Raw genomic sequence first — 9,334 nt, 5'->3', positions numbered from 1 at the left:
GTCGGAGGTGTAAGCATGGTAACATGTTCAGCTGACCGATACTAATAGGTCGAGGGCTTGACCAATACAAATTATTACAAAGTAAACTTAAGTGCAATTTTGAAAGAATAATCTTTCTTATATTTAGAAAAAAATCTTGTTGACAAGAAGAAAAAGTCTAGATATAATATTCACTGTGGTCAGAGTAATGACTACAAACTGAATATCTGGTAATGATGCGTCTTAGGGTTACACCCGTACCCATACCGAACACGAAGGTTAAGACTTAGACGGCTGATGGTACTGCATGGGCGACTGTGTGGGAGAGTAAGTGGTTGCCAGGTTAGTAAGGATCTTTAGCTCAGTTGGTTAGAGCAACCGGCTCATAACCGGTAGGTCCGGGGTTCGAGTCCCTGAAGGTCCACCATATTTGGGGGTATAGCTCAGTTGGGAGAGCACCTGCCTTGCACGCAGGGGGTCAAGAGTTCGAATCTCTTTATCTCCACCAAAGTAAACCATGAACATTAAGTTCATGGTTTTTTTGCATTTAAACTTAAAATTATATTAAGAAAGGGTACTTATTATATACATATAAAAATTGGCATATTATAATTATTACTGAAGAATACTCAGTAAAAGATGTAATATAAATTATAAGATGGAGAAGAATTATGATTTTTTATAGAGTAAAACAATTTTGGTGGGCTATAATCTGTAATTTTAAGCAGTTAGATGAGCAATATATAAATAAGTATTTAGAAGAACACGAAAAAAAACTTTTTGATAAACTAAAGACTGGTGATAAGCATCATTGTATAAGAGTATCAAAGGATTCATTAGAAATATATGAAAAGATAAAGGAAAATTTAGATGAACATCAATTAGCAAAAGCAGCATTGCTTCATGATATTGGAAAAAGTGAAAGACCTTTAAATTTTATAGAAAAATCTATTGTAGTTTTGTTGCATAAGTTTACCAAGGGAAAGATAAAAAAATACGATAACATAAAAATATTAGATATATATTATAATCACCCTAAAAAAGGAGTTGAGATGCTTCGGAACTATGGTTATAATGAAGAATTTCTTCAAGTCATAGGAAATCATCATGATAAAAAATACACTGATAACACTATGCTTAACATAGTAAAAGAAAGTGATAATAAAAATTAGTTAAATTGATATAGGAGGATTTATATGCTCACAGCTAAATTAAGAAAACAAATGATAATTAATAAATTGATAGATTGCTCGGAACCACAAAAGGGATCTGCTTTAGCAAAGGAATTAGGTGTTACAAGACAGGTAATTGTTAAAGATATAGCATTACTAAGAGCGGAAGGTAATAATATAATTGCTACTCCAGATGGTTATATAATCGAAAAAAATGCAACTAATAGAATTAATAGAGTAATAGCAGTTAATCATCATATAGATGAAATGGAGGATGAATTAGCAACTATTATAAGATATGGTGGTGTGATAGAAGATGTAGTTGTAGAACACCCATTATACGGCGAGATAAGAGCAATGCTTAAATTAAGAAATCTTAATGATCTCTCAAATTTTGTAGATAAGTTTAATAATCTGAAAGCAACTCCTTTATCATCATTAACTGGAGGAGTACATATACACACAATATCTACAGAAACAGAAGAAAACATGTTATTAATATTAAATGAACTTAAAAATAAAAAATATTTAATAACAGAATAATATCTAATTTATAGATTAGAATATTGGAGGCAAGAAATTTATGAGAAAGATTTATTGGTTATTAGCATCAGTTGTGGTAATAATCATGCTAATGCTGTCCTTTTCGAACTTGATTGTAAATATCCAGTGGTTTAGGGAAGTTGGGTACCTTACTGTATATTTCACTAAACTTATAGCGATATTAAAACTTATGGTACCTATATTTGCAGTTTGCTTTATTGTTGTACATTTTTATTTAAAGTCTTTAACTAAAGGCTTAATTACTCAACTTGACGGGAAGAAGAAAAGATATGTAAGGGTAGTAAGTATTGTAGGGAACTTAATATTATCTCTCGTAATATCCTACTATACAGCATCAACTTATTGGTATACAATTTTACAATTTACTAATTCGGTTAATTTTAATGATAAGGATCCTATATTTGGTCATGATATATCTTTTTATATCTTTAAATTACCACTAATACAGTCATTATATAATGTATTGTTATCATTGATTATAATTATAATAGCTATTACAGTTGTATATTATCTAATAGTGAGAGTAAAAAAGACAGTTACGGATAGAATCAATTGGAGAATAAATGGAGGCGAATTGTTTAAAAGTTTTGCAGGTAAACAATTTGCTATAATTTCAGCATTATTAATGGTTATGATATCGGGTGGGTATGTGTTAAAATCGTATAACTTGTTATATAGTGCTAGGGGCACTGCTTTTGGAGCAGGATATGCTGATATAAAAATAACTTTATTATTTTATAGAGCTATAGCGATAGTTAGCTTAATATCAGCAATAATAGTGTTTGTTAGTATTCTAAGAGTTAAAATCAGGCCTATTATTACTGTTGCTGCTCTTATATTTGTAATGATTATTTCTGAACCTATAGTTGCATCTGTGTTTCAGCAATTCATTGTAAAATCAAATGAAATGGATTTTGAGAAGAAATATATAAGTAATAATATAAATGCTACTAGAAAGGCTTTTAATATAGATAAGATTAAGGAAAATGAATTTGAACCGAAACAAAACTTAAGTGATAAGGTTTTAAAAAATAACACTGATATAATAGAAAACTTGAAGGTAAATTCTATAAGCCCTGTATTAAACTTTTATAATCAAGTTCAAGTTATGAAAAATTACTATAAGTTTAATGATGGTGATACAGATAGATATAATATAAACGGAAAATATACTCAAGTATTTGTAGCTCCTAGAGAATTAGATTATAGCAATATAAATACCTGGCAAAATATGCATTTAAGGTATACTCATGGATATGGAATTACTATGAGTAAAGTAAATTCAGTTACATCTGAAGGACAACCGGATTTTGTAATGAAAGATATACCAACAGATAATTTGACCAATATAAAGTTAGATAATCCTAGAATTTATTTTGGTGAAGGTTCAAATGAATATGTTGTAGTTAATACTGATATAGATGAGTTTGATTACCCTAAGGCTGGAGAGACACAAACAAATAGATATGATGGAAAAGCTGGAATCAAAATGAACTTTTTGAATAAGGTATTGTTCTCAGTTAACCAAGGCAATGTAAGAATTTTAATGTCTGGTGATATAAAAGCTAATAGTAAGATAATTCTTAATAGAAATATAATGGATAGAGTTAAGAAAATAGCTCCATTTTTAAGTTACGATAGTGATGCTTACAGTGTAATAAAGGATGGAAGGATATTTTGGGTAGTTGATGCTTATACGACCTCTAATAAATACCCTTATTCTCAACCTTACAATGGATTTAATTATATTCGTAATTCAGTAAAGGTTGTAATTGATGCTTATAATGGAGATACAAATTTTTATATTGTTGATAAGAATGATCCTATAGCTGCAAGTTATTCTAAAATATTTAAAGGATTATTCAAGGATGGAGATACTCTACCAAAAGAAATAAGAGAGCATTTAAGATATCCAAACGATATATTTAATATTCAATGCGATGTACTTGGAAAATATCATGTTACTGATCCAACTGTATTTTTTACACAAGACGATTTATGGGAAGTTTCATCAAATATATTGAGTGTTGAAGGAAAAGAAGATGTAAATGAATCTTTATATCTTATGACTAGATTACCTGGAGAAAAAAACCTTGAGATGGTTATGTTTGAATACTTTAATATGAAAGGTAAACAAAACATGGTATCACTTTTAGGGGCTAGAATGGATGGAGATAACTACGGAAAGTTAGTAATGTATAAATTTCCTCCACAAAAAGCTATTTTGAGTCCATCATTATTAAAAAACAAGATATTAGCAGACCCGGATATATCCAAGGAAATAAGTTTATGGGAAGGAAAAGGTTCAAAAGTAGAATATGGAGATACAGTTATAATACCTATAAATGATTCATTATTCTATTTAGAAACTCTATACTTAAAGGCAGATGTACAAAAGTCATTGCCAGAAGTAAGAAAAATAATTTTGTCTGATGGAGAAAAAATAGTTGGAGATGAAACCGTAGAAAAGGCTTTAGAAAAGTTATTCAATTACACAAATCAATCAAGTAAACCTATAGAAAATAATACAAATAATAATAACAATAACATTGAAAATAACACCAGCAATAATAATATAAACAAAGATGACATTAGTAAAGCAAATGAGCTATACCAGAAAGCTTTAGAAGCTCAGAAGGCAGGAGATTGGTCTGCTTATGGAGAATATATAAAACAATTAGGTGATATTCTTAAGAATATGAAAAAGTAATATATAGTGTGAATTAGACTTATTGATGAACTACTACAATATGTATAGTTCATCAATAATATAAGCACTTAGGAGGATAATATGGATTATGATGTTTTGATATTAGGTGGTGGAATAATAGGATGTGCTGTTGCCTATGAGTTATCAAAATACAATTTGAATATAGCTGTTATAGAAAAGGATTATGATGTAGCTGATGATATATCATTTGCTAATACTGCAGTAATATATGATGGATCAGAAACTAAAGATGATCTAATGAGTAGCCTTGAGCATATGGGAAACTCAATACTTGCTGAAATAACGAAGAAATTTAATGTTCCATTTAAGAGGATTGGATCATTAAGAATAGCGGATACTGATGAATGTGTAGAGATTATTGAAGACATGTACAAAACTGCAAAGAGTAGAGGTATTGACAATATTTACCTTATAGATGACCAAGGAGTTTATGATATAGAACCAAATCTGAGGGTTGGATTTAAAAAAGCGTTGTACTCTGAAAATACTGCAGTAATATGTCCTTATGACTTAGCTATTGCATACGCAGAAGTTGCTTTTGATAATGGAGTTAACTTTAGATTAGAAGAGGTTGTACAAGATATTCAAAAAATGGCTAGGGGATTTAAAGTTACTACAAATAAAAATAAGTTTACTTGTAAAGTAGTTATAAATACAATCCCAGGAGATAACTATACAATTGATTTAAATAGAACAGTAATTAATGATAGTGAAGGAAAGATGCACTATTTAGTACTAGATGAAACCTTCGAACATAATCTATCTAATTTGGTTATGAAAATTAATTCCGAAGATAAATTTACTTTTCAGACTCCAACCTTAAGTGGTAGTACACTGGTTGGGATAAACTCAGAAAGGTTGTTGGACTTTGATGAGATCTTAAGGGAAGCAGCTGAGATACTGCCATCTGTCACTAAAGATAACGTAAATAGTATATTTTATGAAGACTACAGAAAAGATGTAATGTTTATTGACGACGATCAATTAATGAAGGGCTATATAAAGGTTACAGGAGATCATTATGCCCATATAACCATTGCACCGTCTATAGCTAAGATGATCTGTGAGACTATTGTAGATAATCTAAACTCAACATTAAAAAGAAATTTTGTAGATAAAAGAAGAGAATTTTATAGATTTAGAGATATGAGCAAAGATCAAAGGAATGAAATTATAGCTTTAGATAAAAGATACGGAAAAATAGTATGCTTATGCAACCAAGTATCAGAAGGTGAGATAATTGATTCAATAAGAAGGCCTTTAGGTGCAAGAACTGTAGAAGGTGTTAAGAGAAGAACAGGAGCTACCTTTGGAAATTGTCAGGGAGCATATTGTATAGATAAAATAATAGATATAATCGCAAGAGAAACAGATAAAAAACTAACAGAAATAGTTGAAGACTCTAAAAATTCTAAAGTTCTTGTATCAAGGATAAAGGAATTTGAAGGTATTTAGTGGAGGATTTATTTTGGAGAATCAAGAGATATTTACAAGTGTAGTTAGGGTTAAGGGATCAAGTAAATATAATTTAGTTTCAGTTAAGAGTAGTGAGCCTATAGATAAGAGTTTATGGCTAGAATTATCTAAGGTTTTATCAAGAATATATGTTGGAGCGCCAATGTATATGGGAGATATAATATGTAAAAATATATTAAATACTGGCATAGATATAATAAGTACAGCAAATATAACAAAAGATTAATAAATTTAATGTTTATTAGAATAAATGTTGACAATATATCAATAAGTAGAATATAATATATTAAATTATATAAATAAACTGCTGATAAGGCTAGTAATAATTACCAAGATTTTAGAGAGTCGATGGTTGGTGTAAATCGATATTTTGTAGTTATGAATCCACCTTTGAGGGACTACGATGAGTAGTACGGGTATACCGTTATATAGATTGAGAGGATAAGAAGAGTATATCTTTTTATCAACTAGGGTGGCAACGCGGAGCTTTTCGTCCCTATATGGGATGATGGCTCTTTTTTATTTTGTTTAGATATGCCCATGTGTTAAGTAAAGAGCTACTAAAAGTATCACATACTAAAAATATTTTGTATTAATAAGAATGTCAAAGCCCAAGATATTTCTTATAATCAATTTAGTTTTATATGTAGAGTACAGATATTCAAGTTAAATGATTAATTTATATAAATTTAAAACCACTAAGCCCAGTGTATTAAAAGATTATAAATTACTTTAAACATGAAAATGTTAGTAGCTCATTACTATCAAATATATTATACAAGAAAGATGCGGTTAAATGTAGAGTTATTTCATATTTAACAGCATCTTTCTCATTTACTTTTAAAATTATCAAAAAAATACTGTTAAATAAATTGCTTTTGCAACAAAGATTATTTTTATAAGAAAAAAATTATAAAAATATTTAAATTAATTTGTATTTTGTGTTGACATAATATATATAGCTTGATATAATATCAAATGTGACACGGAGAGATGGTCGAGTTGGTTTAAGGCACCGGTCTTGAAAACCGGCGTACGGGTGACCGTACCGTGGGTTCGAATCCCACTCTCTCCGCCATTTTTTTTATAAAAATTTAATTTGTAGGGCACATGGAGAAATACTCAAGTGGCCGAAGAGGCGCCCCTGCTAAGGGCGTAGGTCGGGTAACCGGCGCGAGGGTTCAAATCCCTCTTTCTCCGCCAGAAGCATTTAGTTTATACTAAATGTTTTTTTATTTTTAGGGAATTATAATAAAACAAAATATATAGATAACTGAATGTTATTATATTTATATTTGCATACATAGATTTTATAAATATGAGTATACTATTATAATGTTGGGTCAAGATGATTAACAAAATTAAATGTTTATATTGTTATAAAAATATATTTCATAAAAAGTTCCAATAAAAATTCAAATACTATGTTGACATAATATTTCTTAGTTGATATAATAAAAACTGTCGTTGACATGGAGAGATGGTCGAGTTGGTTTAAGGCACCGGTCTTGAAAACCGGCGTACGGGTGACCGTACCGTGGGTTCGAATCCCACTCTCTCCGCCATTTTAATAACTAAAGATTAATTTGTAGGGCATGTGGAGAAATACTCAAGTGGCCGAAGAGGCGCCCCTGCTAAGGGCGTAGGTCGGGTAACCGGCGCGAGGGTTCAAATCCCTCTTTCTCCGCCAGCAACACTCAGTTGAAAAACTGAGTGTTTTTTGTTTTTATGGATATTTGATTACCTAAAATTTATAAACAATGAGTTGTGAACTAGTTGTTTATAAAATTAAAGTATCCATTTGCTTACTAAAGCATATAATGATAAAGCATAATAATATCACATGAAGATTTTAATATGAAGAAAGATATATTAACAAAAGTAATGGGGAAGTCTCCAGAAGTTTATTTCAATAAAGATAGTAAAATTGCATTTATTAGTGATTGCCATAGAGGGGATGGAACTTATAAAGATGATCTCATGCCAAATGCTAATATATATATGACAGCATTAAACTATTATTATAGAAACAATTTTACTTATATTGAAATTGGAGACGGAGACGAATTGTGGAAAGTTAAAAATATAGAAGACATATATAATACTTATCCAGACATATTTAAGCTTCTTTTAAAATTTAAGTACGATAATAGGTTATATATGTTATATGGAAATCATGATGAGATAAAAGCTACTAAAAAATTTAAGCATATGATAGATAGAATAGATAGAAATGAAGAAGAAAATGATGTCTATAATCTATTTCATGATTTGCCGATATACGAGGGATTAGTATTAAACTATGAAAACTTAAAAAAATTATTTGTAATACATGGACATCAAGTTGATAAGATAAGTAATAATCTTGAACCATTTGCTTCATTTTTAGTTAGATATGTTTGGTCATTTTTAGAAGGTTATTTAGGATTTAAAAATGGTACCAGTCCTGCAAGAAGTAATACTAAAAGGAAAAAAGTAGATAAAAAACTTCAACAATGGGTGAAGCTAAATAATCAACCAATAGTAGCTGGTCATACTCATAGATCAAGACTGCCACATCCTGATGAAATACCATATTTTAATGATGGATGCTGCATTCATCCTTATTCAGTAAGTTCAATTGAAATAGAGAAGGGAAAGATATCTCTAATTAAGTGGAGTATAAAGTCTTTAGAAAATGGTGTTCTTACAGTTAGGAGAGAAATAATTGGAGGTCCAGAATTATTAGTTAATTATAAAATAATATAAGTGCTTATAAAACTTTTCATAGACTAAATAGGTGTATATGTTGAACCAAATATTTACAGGGTATATAATAAAAGAGTATCATTGCTTGCTTAAGAAGGTGTAAGTTTGTTAAAAGGAAAGAAGATATATTTGAGATCAGTGGAAAAAAGAGATGTAAATATATTTTATGCTTATTCTACTGATAAGGAGATTCGAAAATTTGATGGTGGAAATATGATTCTCCCTTCAATAGAATCTGTTATGCAGCATTTTGATGAGATAATGAATATATCTAGAAAAACATTAAGCATAATAAATGAAAAAGGAGTATTGGTAGGGTATCTCACATATAAAGAATTTGAAGATACAAATAATATATACTCCATTGGAATTACTATTGGAAGTCAATTCTGGGGAAGAGGATACGGACAGGATTCTATAAAAGTTTTATTGGAATACCTATTCATGTATAGAGGAGCACAAAGAGTTGAGTTAGAAGTTGTAGGTTATAATACTAGGGCTATAAGCTGCTATGAAAAGTGTGGATTTATAATTGAAGGAAACAAGCGAAAAAGATATTTTGCACAAGGTCAATACCATGATACTTTAATAATGGGAATATTAAAAGAAGAATTTGATAATATAAAGAGCAATGATACAAAATAATACTGAAATATAAGGCGAT

Annotated in this window: 7 protein-coding genes, 6 tRNA genes, 1 rRNA gene and 1 other annotated feature; all 14 genes read left to right on the top strand. The window is 29.7% G+C overall.

Annotated elements, in window-relative coordinates:
• The first annotated feature begins 205 nt into the window (after nt 1-205).
• The 14 genes from rrf to J3477_RS24230 all read left to right on the top strand — a co-directional run bounded on the left by rrf (nt 206) and on the right by J3477_RS24230 (nt 9,315).
• Nucleotides 206-323 (top strand): 5S ribosomal RNA (gene rrf / locus J3477_RS24295).
• A 6-nt stretch (nt 324-329) separates the two neighbouring features.
• A tRNA-Ile gene (locus tag J3477_RS24290) sits at nt 330-406 on the top strand.
• Nucleotides 407-411: 5 nt separating this feature from the next.
• A tRNA-Ala gene (locus J3477_RS24285) sits at nt 412-487 on the top strand.
• A gap of 163 nt (nt 488-650) precedes the next feature.
• Entirely contained in the window at nt 651-1,151 is a 501-nt protein-coding gene (locus J3477_RS24280; RefSeq protein ID WP_206872814.1) for an HDIG domain-containing metalloprotein, read from the top strand.
• Between the two features lie 24 nt (nt 1,152-1,175).
• On the top strand, nt 1,176-1,694 hold the full coding sequence (locus J3477_RS24275; RefSeq protein WP_206872813.1) for a transcription repressor NadR: 519 nt from the start codon (nt 1,176-1,178) through the stop codon (nt 1,692-1,694).
• A 40-nt stretch (nt 1,695-1,734) separates the two neighbouring features.
• The gene (locus J3477_RS24270; RefSeq protein WP_206872812.1) at nt 1,735-4,425 is read left to right on the top strand and encodes a UPF0182 family protein; all 2,691 of its coding nucleotides are present in this window, start codon (nt 1,735-1,737) and stop codon (nt 4,423-4,425) included.
• An 81-nt stretch (nt 4,426-4,506) separates the two neighbouring features.
• Nucleotides 4,507-5,901, top strand: coding sequence for an NAD(P)/FAD-dependent oxidoreductase (locus tag J3477_RS24265; protein WP_206872811.1), 1,395 nt, complete (start codon nt 4,507-4,509; stop codon nt 5,899-5,901).
• Between the two features lie 13 nt (nt 5,902-5,914).
• Nucleotides 5,915-6,148: a DUF1667 domain-containing protein gene (locus J3477_RS24260; RefSeq protein WP_183279587.1), complete on the top strand. Its 234-nt coding sequence runs from the start codon at nt 5,915-5,917 to the stop codon at nt 6,146-6,148.
• Nucleotides 6,149-6,220: 72 nt separating this feature from the next.
• Nucleotides 6,221-6,423 (top strand) — a binding site (T-box leader).
• Nucleotides 6,424-6,909: 486 nt separating this feature from the next.
• A tRNA-Ser gene (locus tag J3477_RS24255) sits at nt 6,910-7,000 on the top strand.
• A gap of 34 nt (nt 7,001-7,034) precedes the next feature.
• A tRNA-Ser gene (locus J3477_RS24250) sits at nt 7,035-7,125 on the top strand.
• Between the two features lie 271 nt (nt 7,126-7,396).
• Nucleotides 7,397-7,487: transfer RNA gene (locus J3477_RS24245), tRNA-Ser, on the top strand.
• Between the two features lie 34 nt (nt 7,488-7,521).
• Nucleotides 7,522-7,612: transfer RNA gene (locus tag J3477_RS24240), tRNA-Ser, on the top strand.
• 167 nt (nt 7,613-7,779) lie between these two features.
• Nucleotides 7,780-8,670 carry a metallophosphoesterase gene (locus tag J3477_RS24235; RefSeq protein ID WP_206872810.1) on the top strand — a complete coding sequence of 297 codons (891 nt, stop codon included), beginning with the start codon at nt 7,780-7,782 and terminating at the stop codon, nt 8,668-8,670.
• Between the two features lie 105 nt (nt 8,671-8,775).
• Complete coding sequence (locus J3477_RS24230; protein ID WP_206872809.1) at nt 8,776-9,315, top strand: GNAT family N-acetyltransferase; 540 nt, start codon at nt 8,776-8,778, stop codon at nt 9,313-9,315.
• The last annotated feature ends 19 nt before the right edge of the window (nt 9,316-9,334 follow it).

Origin of the sequence: Clostridium zeae, from assembly GCF_017312485.1 — a bacterium.
Lineage (GTDB): Bacteria > Bacillota > Clostridia > Clostridiales > Clostridiaceae > Clostridium_AR > Clostridium_AR zeae.
This window is presented reverse-complemented; position numbering and strand designations above follow the sequence as displayed.